Origin of the sequence: Cupriavidus sp. SHE, assembly GCF_000812445.1 — a bacterium.
Lineage (GTDB): Bacteria > Pseudomonadota > Gammaproteobacteria > Burkholderiales > Burkholderiaceae > Cupriavidus > Cupriavidus metallidurans.
Map to the genome: position 1 here is coordinate 1 of NZ_JWMB01000065.1, position 18,207 is coordinate 18,207.

At 65.0% G+C, this 18,207-nt stretch carries 16 protein-coding genes and 1 pseudogene; 8 read left to right on the forward strand and 9 right to left on the reverse strand.

Translation table 11 applies throughout. The features are described from left to right. The 3 genes from RN01_RS34775 to RN01_RS28535 form a co-directional block, all read left to right on the forward strand. A partial coding sequence (locus RN01_RS34775; protein WP_231582320.1) for a hypothetical protein occupies window positions 1-252 on the forward strand: 252 nt, incomplete at its 5' end. Further along, window positions 249-1,841, forward strand: coding sequence for a 3'-5' exonuclease family protein (locus RN01_RS28530; protein WP_017513268.1), 1,593 nt, complete (start codon window positions 249-251; stop codon window positions 1,839-1,841). The genes RN01_RS34775 and RN01_RS28530, both read left to right, overlap by 4 nt. Window positions 1,842-1,953: 112 nt before the next feature. Continuing rightward, complete coding sequence (locus RN01_RS28535; protein WP_024568958.1) at window positions 1,954-2,382, forward strand: hypothetical protein; 429 nt, start codon at window positions 1,954-1,956, stop codon at window positions 2,380-2,382. A gap of 53 nt (window positions 2,383-2,435) precedes the next feature. Here RN01_RS28535 and RN01_RS28540 read toward each other — a convergent pair whose 3' ends face one another. The 6 genes from RN01_RS28540 to RN01_RS28565 form a co-directional block, all read right to left on the reverse strand. Then, window positions 2,436-3,413 carry a tripartite tricarboxylate transporter substrate binding protein gene (locus RN01_RS28540; protein WP_017513270.1) on the reverse strand — a complete coding sequence of 326 codons (978 nt, stop codon included), beginning with the start codon at window positions 3,411-3,413 and terminating at the stop codon, window positions 2,436-2,438. After that, on the reverse strand, window positions 3,410-4,726 hold the full coding sequence (locus RN01_RS28545; protein WP_017513271.1) for a DUF1254 domain-containing protein: 1,317 nt from the start codon (window positions 4,724-4,726) through the stop codon (window positions 3,410-3,412). Before RN01_RS28545 ends, RN01_RS28540 begins: the two co-directional genes overlap by 4 nt. 37 nt (window positions 4,727-4,763) lie before the next feature. Beyond that, entirely contained in the window at window positions 4,764-6,077 is a 1,314-nt protein-coding gene (locus RN01_RS28550; RefSeq protein WP_017513272.1) for a DUF1254 domain-containing protein, read from the reverse strand. Window positions 6,078-6,104: 27 nt separating this feature from the next. Continuing rightward, on the reverse strand, window positions 6,105-7,091 hold the full coding sequence (locus RN01_RS28555) for a tripartite tricarboxylate transporter substrate binding protein (protein WP_017513273.1): 987 nt from the start codon (window positions 7,089-7,091) through the stop codon (window positions 6,105-6,107). Between the two features lie 42 nt (window positions 7,092-7,133). After that, window positions 7,134-9,245, reverse strand: coding sequence for an acetate--CoA ligase family protein (locus RN01_RS28560; RefSeq protein ID WP_024568959.1), 2,112 nt, complete (start codon window positions 9,243-9,245; stop codon window positions 7,134-7,136). Between the two features lie 82 nt (window positions 9,246-9,327). Further along, complete coding sequence (locus RN01_RS28565; protein WP_008647034.1) at window positions 9,328-10,134, reverse strand: IclR family transcriptional regulator; 807 nt, start codon at window positions 10,132-10,134, stop codon at window positions 9,328-9,330. A 164-nt stretch (window positions 10,135-10,298) separates the two neighbouring features. On the opposite strand from RN01_RS28565, the gene RN01_RS28570 reads away from it, so the two are divergent. The 3 genes from RN01_RS28570 to RN01_RS28580 all read left to right on the forward strand — a co-directional run bounded on the left by RN01_RS28570 (window position 10,299) and on the right by RN01_RS28580 (window position 12,950). Beyond that, window positions 10,299-10,976 carry a TetR/AcrR family transcriptional regulator gene (locus tag RN01_RS28570; RefSeq protein ID WP_017513660.1) on the forward strand — a complete coding sequence of 226 codons (678 nt, stop codon included), beginning with the start codon at window positions 10,299-10,301 and terminating at the stop codon, window positions 10,974-10,976. 114 nt (window positions 10,977-11,090) lie between these two features. Further along, the gene (locus RN01_RS28575; protein ID WP_011518428.1) at window positions 11,091-12,089 is read left to right on the forward strand and encodes a tripartite tricarboxylate transporter substrate binding protein; all 999 of its coding nucleotides are present in this window, start codon (window positions 11,091-11,093) and stop codon (window positions 12,087-12,089) included. A gap of 186 nt (window positions 12,090-12,275) precedes the next feature. Then, window positions 12,276-12,950: a histidine phosphatase family protein gene (locus RN01_RS28580; protein WP_017513661.1), complete on the forward strand. Its 675-nt coding sequence runs from the start codon at window positions 12,276-12,278 to the stop codon at window positions 12,948-12,950. A 27-nt stretch (window positions 12,951-12,977) separates the two neighbouring features. On the opposite strand, the gene RN01_RS28585 is transcribed toward RN01_RS28580, so the two are convergent. The 3 genes from RN01_RS28585 to RN01_RS28595 all read right to left on the reverse strand — a co-directional run bounded on the left by RN01_RS28585 (window position 12,978) and on the right by RN01_RS28595 (window position 14,521). Then, on the reverse strand, window positions 12,978-13,604 hold the full coding sequence (locus tag RN01_RS28585) for a LysE family translocator (RefSeq protein ID WP_017513662.1): 627 nt from the start codon (window positions 13,602-13,604) through the stop codon (window positions 12,978-12,980). 39 nt (window positions 13,605-13,643) lie between these two features. After that, on the reverse strand, window positions 13,644-13,925 hold the full coding sequence (locus tag RN01_RS28590) for a hypothetical protein (protein ID WP_017513663.1): 282 nt from the start codon (window positions 13,923-13,925) through the stop codon (window positions 13,644-13,646). A gap of 275 nt (window positions 13,926-14,200) precedes the next feature. Continuing rightward, window positions 14,201-14,521: a hypothetical protein gene (locus RN01_RS28595; RefSeq protein ID WP_017513664.1), complete on the reverse strand. Its 321-nt coding sequence runs from the start codon at window positions 14,519-14,521 to the stop codon at window positions 14,201-14,203. Between the two features lie 282 nt (window positions 14,522-14,803). Between RN01_RS28595 and RN01_RS28600 the strand changes: the two genes are divergently transcribed. Together RN01_RS28600 and RN01_RS28605 are read left to right on the forward strand one after the other, a co-directional pair. Beyond that, window positions 14,804-17,119 (forward strand): mechanosensitive ion channel family protein, encoded by a 2,316-nt coding sequence (locus tag RN01_RS28600; protein WP_024568960.1) that lies wholly within the window; start codon window positions 14,804-14,806, stop codon window positions 17,117-17,119. A gap of 374 nt (window positions 17,120-17,493) precedes the next feature. Beyond that, a pseudogene (locus RN01_RS28605) lies at window positions 17,494-18,207 on the forward strand (helix-turn-helix transcriptional regulator); the annotation flags it as partial.

Here is an 18,207-nt window from a genome sequence, read left to right on the forward strand (position 1 = left end):
CATTTCGTTGCAGCGGAGAAACGAGATTATGCAGAGCATTCAGCGTTTCGTCAACAGTTTTTGCAGAACTTTTTTCTGCCGGTCAGCGCTGCATCCCTCCGCAACCCCAACCCACTGCCGCCCCGCAACCCTTGTCGCTGCTGCGTTTGCAGTGCGTTTCGTGTTGCGAGGGGGCGAATATTAGATGACCACACCGCGGAAGGCAAGAGGTTTCGTAAAAGAATTTACCTATCTATTAGAATCGCCGCATGACCCTCCAAGAACCGCCCACCTACCTTCCAGAGAAGCTGGCCAGCCGCGAGCCCGGTATGCTCGATGCGCAGGCGCTTGCTGCCGCGCTTGCCCGGCCAATTGTGTTTGTCGATCTGGAAACAACCGGGGCGGACGCGCAGCGAGACCGCATCACCGAAATCGGTGTGGTCGAAGTCGGCCCCGACGGCATTCAGGAATGGGACACGCTGGTCGATCCCCTGACCAGCATCCCACCGTTCGTACAGGGACTGACCGGCATCACCGACGATATGGTCCGCGGCCAGCCCACCTTTGCATTGATTGCCGAAGCCCTGGCCGAGAAACTGCAAGGCCGCCTGTTCGTCGCCCACAATGCACGCTTCGACTATGGGTTTCTGAAGAACGAGTTCCGCCGCGCTGGCGTGACCTTCCGTGCGGACGTACTTTGCACGCTTCGCCTGTCCCGGTCGCTCTTTCCGTCCGTCGAGCGCCATGGCCTGGATGCCCTGATCGCCCGCTTCGGCCTGACGCCGAAGGGTCGGCACCGCGCGCTAGCCGATGCCGAGCTGCTCTGGCAATTCTGGCAGAAAATTCACGAGATCTATTCAGTCGACCTGGTCGAATCCGCCGTAACGTCGCTGGTCAAGCACGCCAGCCTGCCAGCGGGCCTGGAAGAAACTGCATTGGACGATGTACCGGATCGCCCGGGTGTCTATCTCTTCTATGGCGACGACGACGTGCCGCTCTACGTCGGCAAGAGCATCCATCTGCGCCGGCGCATTCGCGCCCACTTCGCCGGGGATCACAGCAACGCCAGGGAGATGCGGCTGTCCCGCTCCGTGCGTCGCGTCGAGTGGCGCGAGACCGGGGGAGAAATCGGCGCACTGCTGAGCGAGGCGCATCTGATCAAGACACTGCGCCCGCTGCACAACCACCTGCTGCGCCAGAACACCGAGCTATTCTCATGGGAAATGGTCGACGGGCTGCCTGCGCCACGCCTGCGTTCGGATCGTCACGTCGATTTCAGTCGGCACGCCGCACTATATGGTGCATTTCCGAGCCGGGCCTCCGCGCAAGCGCGCCTGCGATCGCTGGCGGATGAACACCAGCTTTGCCTGGCGACGCTGATGCTCGATGGCACGACCCGCCGGGGCAGCCCTTGTTTCGCGCGGCAGTTGCACCGATGCGCGGGCGCCTGCACCGGGGAGGAATCCCAGACGGCCCATCGGGAACGCACCGTGGAAGCAATGGCTTCCATGGCCATCCAGCGCTGGCCGTTTGCAGGAGCAATTGCCTGGCGTGAAGCTTCCGGCGATCGCTTCCCCTGGCACATCATCGAAGACTGGTGCTACCTGGGCTCGGCCCCCACGCTTGAGGACGCCGCCCGGCAACTGGTCGCGCCGGCCCGCTTCGACATCGATACCTACCAGATCCTGGCCCCGCGGATCGAGGAGTTGAAGGCCAGCGCCGTACCCCTGTTATCTACACGCGAGTTCGTGCTGACGCCCCCGGTACTCCCGGAGCCCAGGGCGGCCCGCGTGCCTCGCACGGCGGGAAAGCGTACGGCAAACGCCTCGGAGCACAGTCAAACGCCGGGGCTCTTCAGCTAAAACAGCCGAACGGGCTGGCGAACGGTGCGGCAGCACGCATAAATGCACTGGCAGCCGGCGCCTGGCTCGCCTAGTCTCCGAGGGGAGGACTGCCGCCCCTGATGGAGTCGCCATGCCTGCACCACCCCGACGTTCCCCCGGCCGCACCGGCATGATCGCCGCTGCCGCGATCGCGCTGACCACCGCCTGCGTCAATCTGGAGGCGGGCACCATGCAACGGATCTTCGATTCCTGGAAAGGGGCGCCAGTCGAGCAAGCCAAGGCGCAATGGGGGCCGCCGCAGACCGTACAGGCCGCGCCGGACGGCACGGCCTATGTCTGGACCGATGAAATGCCCACCGCCCGCCCACCGGGAAGCGGTCCGCGCGACGCGCAGCTCGAGCCGCCGCCCACGGTCGCGTATTGCCAACGCAAGCTCATCGCCGGGGCGGATGGCAAGATCAGCCGTGGCGAGTGGAGCGGGAGTGCCTGTTGTGCCCAGACTCTGATAGGTCAGTGTGCAGGACTGGCAAGGAAGCCCTCCGCTACCAGCAACAGCTGACCGGCCGTCAACGCATCAGCGCACGATTAGGGTGCCAGCAGGCGCCACCCGCCTCACTCGAGCACAAGCCCCCGCGCGCGCACCAGCGTGCCCCACTTCTTCACCTCGCTATCAATAAATGCGGCGAAATCGGCGCTGCCACCCGGTTCGGGTTGCAGGCCGAGCGCGAGGAGCTTCTGCCTGACCTGCGCGTCACTCAATGCCTGGCTGGCATCCTGATTGAGTTGTCGCACGATGGGCGCAGGCGTGCCTGCCGGCGCGACGATGCCGAACCAGCCGTAGCCAACCACGCCCGGCACGCCCTGCTCCGCGAAGGTGGGCGCATCCTGATAGACCGGCGTGCGCTGTTCCGCCGCCACCGCGATCACGCGCAGCTTGCCCGCCTGGATAAAGGGCAGCGCCGTGGTGATGGCGGTCAGCGTTGCGTCGACGCGCCCGGCCAGCAGTTCGGTGTAGGCCGTCGCATCGCCCCGGTAGTGCACGTTCACCACCTTGAACCCGGCTTGCGATGCGAACAGCTCCGCCGTCAGGTGCGGCCCCGAGCCGATACCCGGCGATGCGAAGTTCACCCCGTCGGGCTTCTGTTTCGCCAGCTTTACGAAATCCGCCACGGTCTTCACCGGCGAGTTTGCGTTGACGATCAGGAAAACCGGCCCTAGCACGCGCGGGCCCACGGCAACGAAATCCTTGTGGATATCGAAACGTTGCGACAAGCCTGCGCCGGCATTGATCGCGAACGGTGCGGCCGCCCACAGCAGCGTGTAGCCATCCGCCGCTGCGTGGGCCACGGATTCGCTCGCCACGCGCGTGCCGGCGCCCGGCTTGTTCTCGACCACCACCTGCTGGCCATACTTGCGGCTCAATACCTCGGCCAGAATTCGCGCCGATGTATCGTTCGATCCGCCCGGCCCGTAGGGCGACACAAAGCGCACCGCCTTGCTCGGATAGGCGTTCCCGAAGGCTGGCGGCACCAGGCCAGCCAGCGCCATCGCACCGAGCAGGCGGCGGCGTGTCAATTGCGAAGGGTTCATGCTGGCACCTCCAAACGCTGGATGGCGGGGTAGCAATAGGTTCGGTTCAGGTGCGAGGGCTGCGGCACGTACAACCGCAGCGCGACGTAGAACGGTCCGGCCGGCGCGGGCAGCCAGTTGCCCCGCAGCGCTTCGTCACGCGGTGGCATTGCGGAAAGGTAGAGGCTCAGGCTGCCGTCCGCGCCACGGGTCAGTGATGGCGAGCGATCGCCCAGTGAGTACCGCGAGATGTCATTCGGCACCAGCATGCAATCGCCTTTGTCGTACATCGTCAGGGACCAGAATGCGCCGACATCAGGCAGATTGTCGGCGGCGAAATCGAGCCGGTACGCATGACGACCGTCGAGCGGTTCGCCGTCGCCACCACGGTCGGCCATGACATACATGGCCTCCTGCACGCCCAACGCGCCGATGTAGTTCCTGGCCACCAGTGCCCGCTGCAGGTAATTACTTCCGAAGGACTCACGCACATCCACCGACATTGCCCAACCGCCGCCCATGTCCGACGGCTGCGGCTCGGCAAGATCCGCCAGCACGCCACGCAGGGCGGCGTCAAGCAGGTCGATCTGCTGCGGCGTCGGCACGATGCCATGGCCAATACCAACCTCTGCAAAGCTTGCGATCTCGGCGGCCTCCGCACCCAGCGGCGGGTTTTCTCCCACCACGCGATTCACCACCTCGGCAAAGCGTCGCGCGTCGCCCAGATGCTCCTCGGGTTGCATCGCAACGTCGAATGCAAACGCCGCCAGCGAGCCGTCCAGTTGCCGCAGCGCGATGGCATCCTGCAGCGCGTGCACTACGGGCAGGTCGGCTTCGCCGTCCACGAGCAGACGGCCGATCATCCAGACCGCGTTCGTCGGGCATGCCACAGCCTGCATCCCCGCCGGTACCGTGCCGTGCCAGTGCGGCCCGTGCAACAGGAAACGACCCGCACTCGTGCCAGTCGTGCGGCTGCCGATGTAGCCAAACGGATTTGTATAGAAATCGAGCAGCCCCAACACGTAGTAGCGCCCGTTGAAGTCCGGCACTTCCAGCACCACCGGGCCGCGCGACAAATCGATCCATGCATTGGTGTAGAGCGTGTCGTTGTTCGGCGTCACCACTTGTCGGTGCTGCGGGCCAAGCAACTGGCGGGGGCGAATCACGTGGTTGACCCAGCGTAGCGTCGATTCGGGCCCGTCTCCGGCGAACCTTCCGGTGTGATCGCGTCGCGGGCAGGTGGCGGCGCGCATGCGTGCCATCTCGTAGAGCGGCAGAGTGTGGATCACGGCATCGCGCGCGCGTTGCTGTGCGGTGTTCTCTTGCTGTGTCATGTCTCGTTGTCTCCTGTCGTTCTAATAATGTGCTTGCTCAGCCGACGCGGCGCACGGCAGGAATCGTGTACTGCCCGGCCCGAAACGCTTCGGAAGGATGGTAGAGGCGCAGGATCAGATAGAAGTGGCTCGACGGCGCGGGCAGCCAGTTGGCGTCTTCCGCCGGTCGGGCATGGCCGATGGGGATCACCAGCGTGCCGTCCGGCTCCTTGCGCAGCCCAGGCGTGCGATCGCCCACGGCGTAGCGCCCCAGTTCATTGGCCGTGAAAAAGCGGTCCTCGCCATAGAGCGAGACGGACCAGAATGCATCGGCTGGCGGCAGCATGCCAGGCGGAAAGCGCAGTTCGTATGCCTGGTTGCCGTGGAGCCGTTCGCCATCGGCGTCGAAATCGGCCATGGCGTACACCGCCTCATCGGCGCGCAAGGCGCCCAGCCCTTTCATCGCCGTGCAGGCGCGCAGCAGCCAGTCATCGCCATAGGTACCCAGTCGCAGGCTGTAGCCCCACGCCTTGTGCCCCTGGCTGCGGGTATGCGCTTCGATCAGCACCATGGCTTGCGCGTACGCGCTGCGCAGGCCGTTGACGATCGATGGGCGCATCGAGCCAATGTCCAGATCATCCTCGAGGCGCAGCCCGACCTTGCGCAGCAACGTGAACAGCCCCAGTTCCTGCTGCGTGGGCGGGAAATCGCGCATGGCGCGGTAGAGATTCTGGAAGAAGTCGATGGCTTCGTCGTCGCTTTCCTGCCACTGGGCCACGCTCGGCGGCTGCGCCGGGCCCGCGCTCTTCACCATCTGGAAGCCCTGTTCGAACGCATAGGCACGCGCGAGGTCATCGGCGCCGGTCACGAGGACCCGCCCGATGATCCAGACGAGCGATGTCGGCGACTCCACCGTCTGTCCGCCGCTGGCGCGCTGGCCGGGGCCGACGATCTCGATATCGGCGCCCTCCTTGGGTACATTGCGCGGCCCAAGGTTGGCGAAGTTGTTCGTGTGCGCGTCCAGCAGTTCGATCACGTAGTAGCGGTCCGCGTCCGGCAATGCGGGCACGCGAATCGTTGCCGGACCATCTGCCAGGTTCAGCCAGCCGCAGAAGTACAGCAGGTCATTGGCCGGCGTGACGATGTCCCTGTCCTCGTGGGTCCATTGCCGTACGCTGGCGGACAGCATGTTCATCGGGGCGCGGCCATAGCGCGTGGGCGCATCGACAGAAGTCTGCAGGCGGCAGGTGCGCAGCGTTTCGATCAGCGGATAGCCATAAATCACCAGTGGAAGCGCCGCGGCGGCAACCATTGCCTCCTGCGGGCTGGTGTGGACGGGCGCGGGGAACATCGGGGAAGCAGGATGGTTCATGGGGTTCTCACGGTTGAACGTTCTGGATCATTCGAGCGCGGCGCCACTCGACTTCACAAGTGCTGCCCAGGTGCGGGTGTCTTCACGCATCTGGTTGGTGAACTGCGCGCGGGAAACCGGCGCGTAGCGCATGCCCAGGCTGGCGATCTGCGCCTGCAGCCCGCTGTCCTGCATGGCTTCCTGCATTGCGCGGTCGAGCTGTTCGACGATCGGCGCCGGCGTGCGGGACGGCGCGAACAACGCGAACCAGCTGTCGAGCCGGAACCCGACACCGCTCTCGGCAAACGTCGGCACATCGGGCAATGCCACCGAGCGCTCCGATCCAGATACGGCCAGCGCCCGCACCTTGCCGCTGCGGATCAGCGGCAACGTACCCGCGAGGTCCGACATCGCCACGGGCAGTGTCCCGCCCATGACATCGGTCAGCATCGGCGCCACGCCCTTGTACGGGATATGACGCAGATGGATGCCAGCGGACACGTTCAGGCTTTCGCCGGCCAGATGGCCACCGGATCCCTGCCCCCAGGACCCGTAGGTCAGATCGGCGTTAGGCTGCTTCGCCATGGCGATCAGCGCGCGCAGGTCATGGGCAGGGAAGCTCGGATTCGCCACCAGCACGTTGCCACCAATGGCGATACGGCCGATCGGCACGAAATCGCGCAACGGGTCATACGGCAACTTGGGGAAGATCGACGGCGCAATGGCGTGCGTGGCGGAAATCCCGAGCACGAGCGTGTAACCATCCGGTGCGGCACGTGCCACTTGGGCCGTGCCGATCGTGCCCGTGGCACCCACCACGTTCTCCACCACGACCGTGGTCTTGAGCGTGTTGGACAATCGCGCCGCCAGCATCCGGCCGATCACATCAGTGCCGCCACCCGCGGGGAATGGCACCACGAGCCGGATGGGCCTGTCTGGATAGACTCGCGCAGCATTGACGGCGCCCGTCGTCATGCACACGCCCGCCAGCACCAGCGTCATGCCGAGCAGCGCCCTGCGAAGCTTCGATCGCATAACCTGTCTCCTGTATTTGTTATGAGTGGTTGTCTGTGTCGATCAGCGCAGCGTAATCACCGCATCGGCTGCAACCAGCCCGTCCGCGCTCACGATGAACGGATTGATTTCCAGTGTGTCCAGCCGCTCGCCGATGGCATCCGCGGCACGCGACACGTTCACGATGACATCGGCCACCGCATCGAGATCGAGCGGCGGATGCCCCCGATGGCCGGCGCACAACGCGGCGGCGCGACTCTGCGTCAGCATGGCCCGCGCGCGTTCGCGTGAAACGGGTGCCAGCCCGAAGGACATCTGGCGGAATATCTCAACGGCCGTGCCGCCGATACCGGCCAGCGCAACCAGCCCGAACACCGGGTCGCGCCGCACGCCAACCATGATTTCGCCCCAGCCGCGCACCATGCGGGCAACCAGCGCGCCATCGAACCTTGCCGTGCCGGCGGCACGACGCACGCGCTCGAACGCGGCGCGCACCGCGTCGGCGTCAGACAGGTTGAGCACCACCCCGCCAACATCGCTCTTGTGCAAGATGTCGGGCGAGCAAAGCTTCACCACTACCGGATAGCCGATCGACTCCGCCACGCGTACCGCTTCGTCGGCATCGCGAGCCAGACCGTGCGGTGCCACGGGAACGCCAGCCTGCAACAGCAGTGCCATCGCGTCGGCTTCGGAGAGCGCCTTTGCGTCGGCTGGCAGGTCGGGCACGGACGGCAGCTGCGCCGGGGCGGCCGGGGATTGCGCGGATTCGGTCATCGCGGCAGCCTTGGCAAGCGCGGCCACAGCCTCGATGGTGTGCGCCGGCTCGCGGAACACCAGGCAGCCGCGCGCCTCGAGCCATGCGCGCTTGTCATCGGAGATCACGCCGGCAATCATCAGCGGCGCGGCTTGCGGATCGTTCGCCAGGTCATCAACGGTTTGCTCCAGCAAGCTCCACACCCTCGGCGCGTTCCCGCCACCGGCCAGGAATGCCGCCACGCTGCCATATGCGCCGCTGCGCGCCACACCTGCCAGCGCGTCAGCAAGCACTTCTGGCTGCGCGACGACCTGTCCGGTCACGTCGATCGGATTCGAGGTGCTGGCAAACGGCACAGCCTCGCGCAGCGCTGCGGCCGCAGCATCGGGCATCGGTGGCAGGGGCAGCCCCTGCGACTCAGCGCTATCCGCCATCATGATGCCAACACCACCGGAAACGGTCACGATCGCCACCGGCGCCACGGCGTCCGCCGCCATGCCCGTGGGCGAATGCCAGCGTGCCGGCCGCCTGCCTCGCGCCAGCGTGTAGCCAAGGCGGAAGAATGCTTCCAGCGTATGCGCGCGATGCACGCCGTATTCGTCGAACACAGCCTGGTACACGGCGTCCTCGCCGGCCAGGCTGGCCGTATGCGATTGCGCGGCGCTGGCACCGGCGGCCGTGGTACCGACCTTGGCGATCACCACCGGCTTGCCCGCCGCGCGGGCCGCCGCCAGTGCTTGACGCAGGCGCATCCCGTCGCGCGCGCCCTCGATATAGGCCAGGATCACCTGCGTCTGTGGATCATGCGCAAGCCATTCGATGACGTCGGCCACCTGCAGTCCCGCCTCGTTACCCGTGGTGACCCAGTGGCTCAAACCCAAACCCGCCTCACGCGCCAGCGCGAATGCGTAGGCACCGAACGCACCGCTCTGGCTGACAAGCCCCACGCCGCCAACTGGCGGCACGCCTGTCAGCGGAATCGGCGAGAACGTGGCGAACATGCGCTCGCCGAGGTTCATCGCGCCCAGGCAGTTCGGCCCGAGGAGCTGCACCCCATGCGTCTTAGCCTGCGTGGCCAGCGCGTGCTGCAACCCGCTGCCGTTGGCGACCTCGGCAAAGCCCGAGGTGAAGACCACCGCGGCACGCGTTCCCGCGCGGCCGAGCTGCGCCATCACGTCGGGCGCGGCCGGCGCCGGGACGGCGACGATCGCCAGGTCCACGGGCTCGCCAATGGCTTCGACGGTCGGAAACGCGCGCAGGCCCTGCACGGTGTCGGCCCCGGGGTTTACCGGGAACACGCGGCCGGCGTAGCCGAGTTCGCCCAACAGGCGAATCGGCATGCCGCCGACTTTCTCTGGTTGCGTCGACGCGCCGATCACCGCGATCGAACGCGGGCGCAGCAAGGGTTGCAGATCCTGCATGTTGTCTCCGTTGATGACGCGCGCGATACGTGCCGCGACGCGTTCAGCCTGGCGGGAAGGTCCGGTCCCGCCTACCGGCGGCCTAGCGTCCCACGCCAGCCATGTTTTCTATTGATCGCACCATCTCGCGCAGCAACGGCGCCACGCGCTTCTCCATCGAGCCACGCTTGACGCGCATCCCGGGGATGGCGCAGTTGAACAGCAGCGGCCGGTTCATGTACACCACGCGCGAATACACCCCCACGCCATGTACATCCGCTCCCGCATCCCCCTCGTTGAGCGTGAATCCGCGCTTCGGATAGTGGGCAATGCAGTGGCACAAGGTGTCGTAACAGGCGGCGTACTCCTCGGGCCGCTCTGCACGCGCCGTGGTCATCAGTTTCTCGAATTCAGTCTTCGACAGCGTGCACAGGTACGCGCGCCCCATTGCGGTCGTCAGCACCGACCGCACCGCGCCAATCGCCGGCCGCGCCGGCGTGCCTTCCATGTGCGTGCACGATTCCAGGTAAGTCACGTCGAGCTGGTAGGCCACGCCCATCGACACCGCGCCTTCGACCTGATTGGCCAGCGCCTGCATCAGCGGTCGCGCCAGGTGGCGGACCTGCAGGCCGGCCATGTAGGGATAGCCCAGCGCCAGCACCTGGGCGCTGACGAAGTACTTGTCCAGCTTCGGTTCCCAGTCGAGATAGCCGAGTTCGAACAACGTGCGGCAGATGCGCGATACCGTGGCCCGTGGCAACTGCAGCCGCTGCGCCAGCTCTCCGTTGCCCAGTGGGCGAGGGTCGTCGATAAAGCAGCGAAGCAGCGCGAAACCCTTGGCCAGAAGCCCGCCGAACGAAGGGTCTTCGCGCCGGCGCTCGGCAATGAATTGTTCGACTGGCGTGTTCATTTGCATCTTGTCTCCTGTTTTCCAGTGTGGTCGGCGACCTCGTCGTATGTCAAAGGGCGGAATGAATTTCCAAATATTGGAAATCGTAATCCCTATCTTGACGGTGCACGTTGGCGGCACATAAGGTTCAAAACCGAATGCGAATTCGAATACGGAAATCTGCCATGCAAAGCCCCATCACGAGTGCGCCATCCGCCCCTTCCCCCTTCCCAAAGGTGGACACGACGTCGATCCTGCAACCGCCGCGACAGCGCCGCGCACGCGAGACCGAGCAGGCCTTGCTTGCCGCCGGCCGCAAGCTGCTGGCGGAACGTGACTTCGCAGCGGTATCGGTCGCGCAGATCGCGGCAGCCTGCCAGGTTTCCGTCGGGGCGTTCTACGGGCGCTTTCGCGACAAGATGGCGTTCTTCGACGCGCTGCGCACGCTGGTGATGGAAGAGTCAGACGCCTCGGTGGCCCGCTACATGGCCGAGCATCGCTGGGGCGAAGTACCGGCGCGGCAGATCGTCGAGAAGACCATGCGCTTCCTGGTCAATGGCTGCCACAACAATCGCGGCGTGATTCGCGCGTCGCTCAAGCATTCGTCCACGCGCCCGGAGGAATGGCTGCCGCACCAGAAGAACGGCGAGGAAATCGTCGAACGACTGGTGGCGCTGCTTACCCCCCGGCTGCCGGGCCCGGCAGAAGCCAACGAAGTCCGCGTGCGTTTCGCCATGCAGATGGTGTTCGGCATGCTGGTCAATGCCGTGCTCAACAATCCGGGCCCGCTCCGGCTCGACGACGAGCGCCTGTCCGGTGAGATGACGCGCATGGTCGCCTGCTATCTCGGGCTGGATAGCTGACACACCAGCCCCCCAAGGTTTTTCCCTCGCTTCACCCAATCCACCGCCCGCATCAGCCGCAACCATAGCGGTATGTCCCGACAGGGACCGGGCATCAAAACGAGGAGACACACCATGAAGCAAACCATTCCGCCACGACGACGATGGGTCATGCGCGCTGCATGCGCCGCTGTGGCACTGCTGCCGCTGGCTACGTTCGCGCAGGGGAGCTATCCGTCCAAGCCGATCCGGATGGTCGTGCCGTATCCGGCCGGCGGATTGACTGACACAGTGGCCCGGCAATTGGCCGAAGGCCTTGGCAAGCGCCTTGGGCAGCCGGTGGTGGTCGAAAACCGGGGTGGCGCGGGCGGCATCATCGGCACGGACTTCGTCGCCAAGTCGCCGGCTGACGGCTACACACTGCTGATGACGATTCCGGGTCCGATCACGGCCAATATCGCGCTGTACAAGAAGCTCCCGTACGACCCCCGTACCGAACTGCGGCCCATCTCCGATGTGGCCATGGCCCGCACGGTGCTGACCGTCAATTCAGCCGTGCCGGTGAAGACCGTGACCGAGCTGATTGCCTACGCGAAGAAGGAACCGGGCAAGCTGCGCATGGGCTCCTGGGGTCCGGGCACGCAACCGCACACGATCCAGGCGTACATGGACAAGACCTACGGGGTCGATATCCTGCACGTTCCCTATCGCGGCGAAGGGCCGATGGTGACCGACCTGCTCGCCGGACAGGTCAACCTGACGATCGGATCCGTGACCACGCTGCGCCAGTACATTGCGGTCGGCAAGCTCCGACCGCTGGCCGTGGCGGGCACCACTCGCGCGAAGGCGTTGCCGGATGTGCCGACATTCACGGAGGCCGGCTACAGCGATGCCGCCTACAAGATCGTTGGCCCGACCACGCTGCTGGCGCCGGCAAAGACACCGGATGCGATCATCGAACGGCTGGGCCGCGAGGTCAGCGCACTGGTGAAGTCACCAGAACTGAGCGCGAAGATCGACGAATTGGGCGCGGAACCGATCGGCAACACGCCGGCTGAAGCCGAGCGCGCGTACAAGGCCTATCTGCCTGTGGTGCTCAAACTGACGGCGGATACTGGTGTGACGCTCGACTGACCTGACCGGGTGGGATCGGATCGGACCTGGCTGCCGGCCCCGTGCCGGCAGCGCAGCGAAATCTGGCGAAATGCAGCAAAAAGATGGCCGACATGAATTTCGGCGAGGCTTGCTAGGCTCGCCAGCCGGCCCCATCTAGAATCGCTGCAACGCAGACTCTTTCGGGCGCGTCGCCGCCCGCACTTCATGGCAACGCTATTTCTGGTCCGCCACGGACAAGCCTCATTCGGGGCCGCCAACTACGACTGCCTGTCCGATACGGGCCGCCAGCAGTCGCGCTGGCTGGGCGAGTATTTTCGCGACCGCGGTGTGCAGTTTCGCCGCGTGGTGGCTGGCACACTCGTGCGCCAGCAGGACACGGCCAGCGAGATCCTGGCCGGCATGGGCATCAGTGACTTGCCTGTGGCATCGCACCCAGGCCTGAATGAATACGACGGCGAGTCGCTGTACCGCAACTTCACCAACGGCGCGGATCATCGCGCCCATCAGAATGGGGACTACCAGGATTACTGGCGCACGTTCCGCGCCGCATTCGCGGCCTGGACGCAAGATCAGCTGACCGGCATGCCGGAAACCTGGGGCGAGTTTGGACAGCGAATGCAGGCCGCTCTCGCCCATGCGACCGAAGGCGCCTCGCGGGAGGACGCATTGCTGGTGGTCAGCTCGGGCGGCGCCATTGGCCGTGCGGTGGCCGACCTGCTCGGCGCGCCGACGCAGACCGCCATCGAACTGAACCTGCAGTTCCGCAACACCGGCTTCTGCGAGTTGATCGTCGGACGTGGCACGCAGCGCCTGCTGAGCTTCAACAACGTGCCGCACCTGGAACTGCCGGAGCGGCGCCCCGCGATCACCTTCGCGTGAACCCCGGCCCCGGACGGGGCCGATCCCTTACCGCTGAGACAGCGCCAGCCTGCCGGCGAGAGCCAGGAACACGCTTCCGGCAAACCAGTTCACCGCGCGCTGCATCCGCGCGGAGCGCATCAGCACGCGGCCGAACGCACCCGAAAACCAGGCGATCGAGCCGAAGACCAGCAGCGTGGCAAGGATGAACACGAAGCCAAGCACCATGATCTGAGGGGCCACCGGGCCCCGATCCGGGCTGACGAACTGCGGCAGGAAGGCCAGGAAGAAGATCACGACCTTGGGGTTGGTCAGGTTCATGATCACCCCGCGCAGGTACATGTGCTTGCCGGTCTTCACCTGCATCTGCGAAGTAGACAGCTCGCCCACGGGAGCGCGGAACGCCTGCCACGCCAGATAGACGAGATACAGCGCGCCAGCGATCTTCAACACGGTGAACGCCACCGCCGATGCCGCCAGCAACGCGGCCAGGCCCACCGCCACCACCGCCGTGTGAACCAGCAGTCCCGTGCAAAGCCCCAACACCACGGTCAGGCCGGCGCGCGTGCCATGCATCGCTGACAGCAACAACACGAAAATATTGTCAGGTCCCGGCGCAAGACTGAGCAGGACGGCGATGCCGAGAAACGGCAGCAGCGTATCGAGGGGCGGCATGAACAGCTCCGGAAAATGGAGCAGCCATGGTAACGATGTTCAGACCAGCTCCGCAATTGCCGCCGCGCGGATCGCCTCGGCCTTGGTCTTCAGGCGCAGGGCGATGTCGGCGCCGCGCTCGCTGGCCACGCGGTTGATAAACGCCATGCGAAGCGGCTCGCAGAGTGTGGCGACATGCGACGCTTCGCAGAACACCTTCCATGCCATCGGCTGGCCCGCGTACTCGTCGCGGCGGCGCAGCATGGCAGCGTCGATGGCCGCGGCAATGGCGGCATCGTGCACGATCACGGCTTCGGCTTGAGCAAAGGTGTTCTGGAACATGGCGATCTCCTGTTTGACGTCGGGACGCTGTGTTTGAAGCGCGTCTGCGCTCTCCTTTCTGCAAACCACGTGCCAATCTCCGGCCCGACCGGGTAGATGCGAACCCGCGTTTCAATCGCCCCGCCTGGATGCCGCGCGAAATGGACGTTCCGGGTTTCGCCACCCTACTTCAGTCGGGCGGTCGATGCCCCTCCCGGGATCCCCGTCTGGCCGCTGTTCCAACGAACAAGGCGTTACGGGTTACGTAACGCCTTGTTCTGAACGCGTGACACCGGTCATGCGCGGGCGCCATCCAGGTACGGGTCGAATGACCGGGCCGGCTCCGCCGACACACCGGCCTTGTCCAGCCCTGCCACCTTGCGGGCGCCATCGGTGAATGCGTCGAACTTCCCAGCGCGGGCGCCATCTGTGAACGTGTCGTGCGTGCGGAATTCGTAGCCATACTTGTCTGCCGGCACCCGGGTCCCGGCGGACTCACCGGTGCGGAATTCATAGTCATACTTGTCGGCAGGTACCGTGCCTGCCTGGGCTGCGCCAAGGGCTGCAAGCGAAAGCACGAGGGAGGAAGCGAGCTTGAGGGCGATGGTCCGGGTCATGATTCTCTCCAAATATGTGAATTTGTTTAGCTGTTTTGAATCCTGCTGAACGTTCGATTTTTTGTTTGTCGCGCCGTCCATGTGCTGAACTATAGAATTCGATGCCAAGGCTGATGCGACCAGATTCCGGACGAATTGATCAAATATTTTGAATAAAAAGCGGACGCCACGCGATGAGCCCGACACCCCACTCGCACACGTGCATCGCGTGCCGATGCGCTACAGTGACGCGCATACAGGTGCTCCTATCGCGGCAATCCCCCTGCCACGCCCCAACCGTCCATGCAGCGTTCACGACTACGCGTTCCAGTTTTCACCTGGCTTGTCGGCATCCTGATGGCGATGTTCCTGGCCGGCGCCGCGCAGAGCGCCGGACTGTCGCTCGCCGCGATGACCCAGAAGGCCAACGCCCAACCCGCTTCGGCACCCCCCGCCAGCGCGCCTCTGGCGCAATCGCTCGATCAGGTCATCAATACCTTGCAGAACGAGGGCGAACGACAGGCTTTGGTGAAGCAATTGCAGGCGGTGCGTACTGGCCTAGACGCATCGGCGGCGGGGGCGGCAGGGGCGGCGTCGGCCGCTGGCGCCAGCGCACCCTCCCCGGGCCTGATTGGCGCCGTTGCGCAGGCCATCCAGGAAATGGACAACGCGCCGCACAAAAATAGCGGCGCAATGCATTACTGGAAGTGGCGGATGGAGTTCGCCCGCGAAGAACTGCACGATGCCCTGACGATCAAGAACACCCGAAAGGCCATCGTCTCCTGGACCGAATTCGGCACCGTGTTTGCCGGGTGGGCCATTACCGGCTGGCTGTTGCGGGAACTGGCTCGGCGATTGCGCCAGAACCGGTTGCGGCGGCCCAGAGACCACCAACTCCCGAAGATACCTTCGTGGATCGATGTCAGCCTGTACTTCGTGCGTGGCATCGGACCATGGATCGTCGCATTCGGCCTGACGGTACTGCTCGCCTATCAGGTGTTCGGTCGCACGCCGGCCAGTGTGGGCGCGGTTCTGGTGGCCTACGCGATCGTGGCCGGCGCCGTGATGTCGGCGGTCTGCCAGGTCATCTTCACGCTGTTCCAGTCCGCGCATCGCGCGCACGCCGTACGTGACCTGATTACCCATTCTCCGATCCTGCTGTTCATCACCGGTTCATTGGCCGCACTGGGAGAGGTCAACAGCGACCCGCGCGTGATCGCCGCGCTTGGCCTCAACCTGGCGGCGTTGATCAGCACGCTGTCCAATATCCTCGCGGCGATCCTGATTGGCGTGTTTGCCGTGCGATTCCGCCGCGCCATCGGCCAGTTGATCTCGTTCCGACCGTTTGCGGTTCGGCAGGAATACCCCGCGATGATGGATCTGCTGCGCCTGGCGGGTGATGCGTGGTATCTGCCCGTGCTCGCTGTAGTCGCGGCATCGGTCATCGGCACGATCATGGCTACCGGCCATGCCGACGAGTTCCTGCGGCGCGCGGTCATCACGGTGGCATTGTTCGTGACCGCCACGCTGTTGACGCTCGTGGTGGGACGATCGCCCAAGGCAACGGTGCGCGCCCCGCGCCTGCGCGATCGGCGGCGCTCCGCGTACGTCCAGCGCTTTGGCCGCTTTGGCGCAGCGCTGATCCGCGTGGTGATCTGGATCACATTCCTGGAACTCAACGCGCGTATCTGGCAGACCTCGCTGATACGAATTGCCCAATCGACCGCCGCCGGCCGCCACATCACCGAGTCGCTGCTCGGCGTGGTCGGCGTGGTGCTGCTGGCATGGCTGGCCTGGCTGCTGATCGACACGGCCATCACCCAGACGCTTTCCCCCACGCACGGCCGCGCCGCGCAGCCCAGCCTGCGCGCCAAGACCATCCTGCCCCTCGTGCGCAATGCGTCATTCGTGAGCGTGCTCGTGGTAGCGATGATCGCGGTGCTGGCCAACCTTGGCGTCAACGTCACGCCGCTACTCGCCGGCGCAGGTGTGGTCGGGCTGGCCATCGGCTTCGGTGCGCAAACGCTGGTGCAGGATTTGATCACCGGCTTGTTCATCGTCGTCGAAGATACGATCGCCATCGGCGATTCAATCGAGTTGCCGGACCATGTCGGCGTAGTCGAGGCCATGACGATCCGGACCGTGCGACTGCGCGACGGCAAGGGCGCCGTGCACACGCTGCCATACAGCCAGATCAAGGCGGTCAAGAACCTGTCGCGCGGCTATGCCTTCGCCGTCTTCAACATCTCGATTGCCTATCAGAGCGACTTCGAGCGGGCATTGGAGCTGGTGCGCGAAACCGGCGCCGAGGTGGCGCGCGATCATCGCTACAGCCGCAACCTGCTGTCCGGTCTGGACATCCTGGGGCTCGACCGTTTCGACCCCACCGGCCAGGTCGTGCTGGCCCAGTTCAAGACACGGCCGCTCACGCAGTACGAAATCACGCGGGCCTTCAACATCCGGCTCAAGCGCAACTTCGACGCCAATGGCATTCGACTGGCCGTACCGTTCGTGACGGTGCAGGTGGATGGCAGCGGCACTGAAGAAGAGATCGCGACGGCCGCCGCGGCAGGCGCAGGCGCCGATCTCGTCACCCGAAAAGCTGGCAAGCCGGCCTGACGGCGCTGCCAATGTGAGCATAGGGGCGCGCCCGCATAGGGGTGTCTCATTTGTGCAATGGCGCTCCAATACATTTGACCGGAAAATTTTGAAATACGGTGGTCACGGCATTACTATCTCGCGAGCTTCCATGATGCCCGCGTGAAGGTTCGCGCACCTTGTGCAGAAACCCTGAAACGCAGGCGCGGCGCGGGACTCTCCCCTCCCAAGGCGGGATGTTCCAGCCTCGCGGTTTTGCACGATCATGGTGAAATGGCAGTACGGCGATATGCATCAGGGTCATCGCCGGAAGTTGCATACAAAGACATAAAAGGACCGCGCCTCGACGCAGCGGACTTGAGGAAACAGGCGTTTGCCACCGGGGGAAAATCAATATGGGCGAACACCCGTCTACCGACGACGTATTCCATCGTCTGGTCGATTGCATCTATGAGTCCGCCATGGACGTGGCGGCCATGCCTGCCGCCCTGGATCTCTTTTCCCGCTACACCGGCACCGGCAGCCCAAGCTACCTGATATGGGACAAGCTCGCGGCGCGCGCGCGCCTCGGCGTGACCCCGCACGGCTGCTTCACGAGCGCAGGCAGCATGCCTGACAACATGCGTGCCCTGCCCCCGCACCTGACAACCGCGGGCGCGACACGGGCATGTGCCACGGTGTCCGCCGATGGCGCCACCGCCATGCTGGCCGAGCCAGAACCAGCGGCAGCCACCTCCATTTATGACTGCAGCGGCCTCGCCCAAGGCATCCGACTGTTCGACACCAGCGACGTGTGCGTGCTGATGAGCGCCACCCCGGCATCGTGCGACGCATTCGCGCATTGCCAGCAACGCGTGGCCCAGGTCATGCCCCACTGGGCGCGGGCAGCCCGCATGCAGCACCGCAATTTCGAACTGAGTGGCCTGGCTTCGCTGGGCCTGGCCAGCCTCGACACGCTCGACTTCGGCGTCATGGTTCTGCAAGCCGACATGCGAGTTCGCTACGCCAATAGCTGGGCCGAAGCACTGGTCCAGGCAGACACCAATCTCGCCCTCGACAACGGCGTGCTGCGCGCCCGCGCGGAATCGATGCAATCAGTGCTGGCGGGG

Bases quoted from the DNA above. Each gene is read 5' to 3' on its own strand.
- RN01_RS28530 (WP_017513268.1), top strand. From the start codon at position 249: ATGACCCTCCAAGAACCGCCCACCTACCTTCCAGAGAAGCTGGCCAGC.
- RN01_RS28535 (WP_024568958.1), top strand. From the start codon at position 1,954: ATGCCTGCACCACCCCGACGTTCCCCCGGCCGCACCGGCATGATCGCC.
- RN01_RS28540 (WP_017513270.1), bottom strand. From the start codon at position 3,413: ATGAACCCTTCGCAATTGACACGCCGCCGCCTGCTCGGTGCGATGGCG.
- RN01_RS28545 (WP_017513271.1), bottom strand. From the start codon at position 4,726: ATGACACAGCAAGAGAACACCGCACAGCAACGCGCGCGCGATGCCGTG.
- RN01_RS28550 (WP_017513272.1), bottom strand. From the start codon at position 6,077: ATGAACCATCCTGCTTCCCCGATGTTCCCCGCGCCCGTCCACACCAGC.
- RN01_RS28555 (WP_017513273.1), bottom strand. From the start codon at position 7,091: ATGCGATCGAAGCTTCGCAGGGCGCTGCTCGGCATGACGCTGGTGCTG.
- RN01_RS28560 (WP_024568959.1), bottom strand. From the start codon at position 9,245: ATGCAGGATCTGCAACCCTTGCTGCGCCCGCGTTCGATCGCGGTGATC.
- RN01_RS28565 (WP_008647034.1), bottom strand. From the start codon at position 10,134: ATGAACACGCCAGTCGAACAATTCATTGCCGAGCGCCGGCGCGAAGAC.
- RN01_RS28570 (WP_017513660.1), top strand. From the start codon at position 10,299: ATGCAAAGCCCCATCACGAGTGCGCCATCCGCCCCTTCCCCCTTCCCA.
- RN01_RS28575 (WP_011518428.1), top strand. From the start codon at position 11,091: ATGAAGCAAACCATTCCGCCACGACGACGATGGGTCATGCGCGCTGCA.
- RN01_RS28580 (WP_017513661.1), top strand. From the start codon at position 12,276: ATGGCAACGCTATTTCTGGTCCGCCACGGACAAGCCTCATTCGGGGCC.
- RN01_RS28585 (WP_017513662.1), bottom strand. From the start codon at position 13,604: ATGCCGCCCCTCGATACGCTGCTGCCGTTTCTCGGCATCGCCGTCCTG.
- RN01_RS28590 (WP_017513663.1), bottom strand. From the start codon at position 13,925: ATGTTCCAGAACACCTTTGCTCAAGCCGAAGCCGTGATCGTGCACGAT.
- RN01_RS28595 (WP_017513664.1), bottom strand. From the start codon at position 14,521: ATGACCCGGACCATCGCCCTCAAGCTCGCTTCCTCCCTCGTGCTTTCG.
- RN01_RS28600 (WP_024568960.1), top strand. From the start codon at position 14,804: ATGCAGCGTTCACGACTACGCGTTCCAGTTTTCACCTGGCTTGTCGGC.